This is a genomic window from Amycolatopsis dendrobii, assembly GCF_014145675.1.
In the GTDB taxonomy this organism is placed as follows: domain Bacteria; phylum Actinomycetota; class Actinomycetes; order Mycobacteriales; family Pseudonocardiaceae; genus Amycolatopsis; species Amycolatopsis dendrobii.
Genome location: NZ_JACGZW010000058.1, coordinates 1 through 335 on the forward strand (window position 1 = coordinate 1; position 335 = coordinate 335).

At 65.1% G+C, this 335-nt stretch carries 1 protein-coding gene; it reads left to right on the plus strand.

The annotated features are described in order from the left end of the window. Positions 1 to 335: acyltransferase domain-containing protein (locus H4281_RS45095; RefSeq protein ID WP_182896969.1), on the plus strand; the 335-nt coding region annotated here is incomplete at both ends.

Genomic DNA, 335 nt, shown 5'->3' on the forward strand with positions numbered 1-335 from the left:
TCGACTCGCCGGTGCGGGATGCGGTGGGTGATCCGGCTCGGGTGGACGAGACCGGGGTGGCGCAGCCGGGGTTGTTCGCGTTTGAGGTGGCGTTGTTTCGGTTGTTGGAGTCGTGGGGTGTGTGCCCGGATTTTGTGGGTGGGCATTCGATTGGTGAGTTGGCTGCGGCGCATGTTGCTGGTGTGTTGTCGTTGGCGGATGCGGCGCGGTTGGTGGTGGCGCGGGGTCGGTTGATGCAGGCGTTGCCGTCTGGTGGCGTGATGTTGGCGGTGCAGGTTTCCGAGGACGAGGTTGAGCCTGGTCCTGGTGTGGCTGTTGCGGCGGTGAATGGTCCG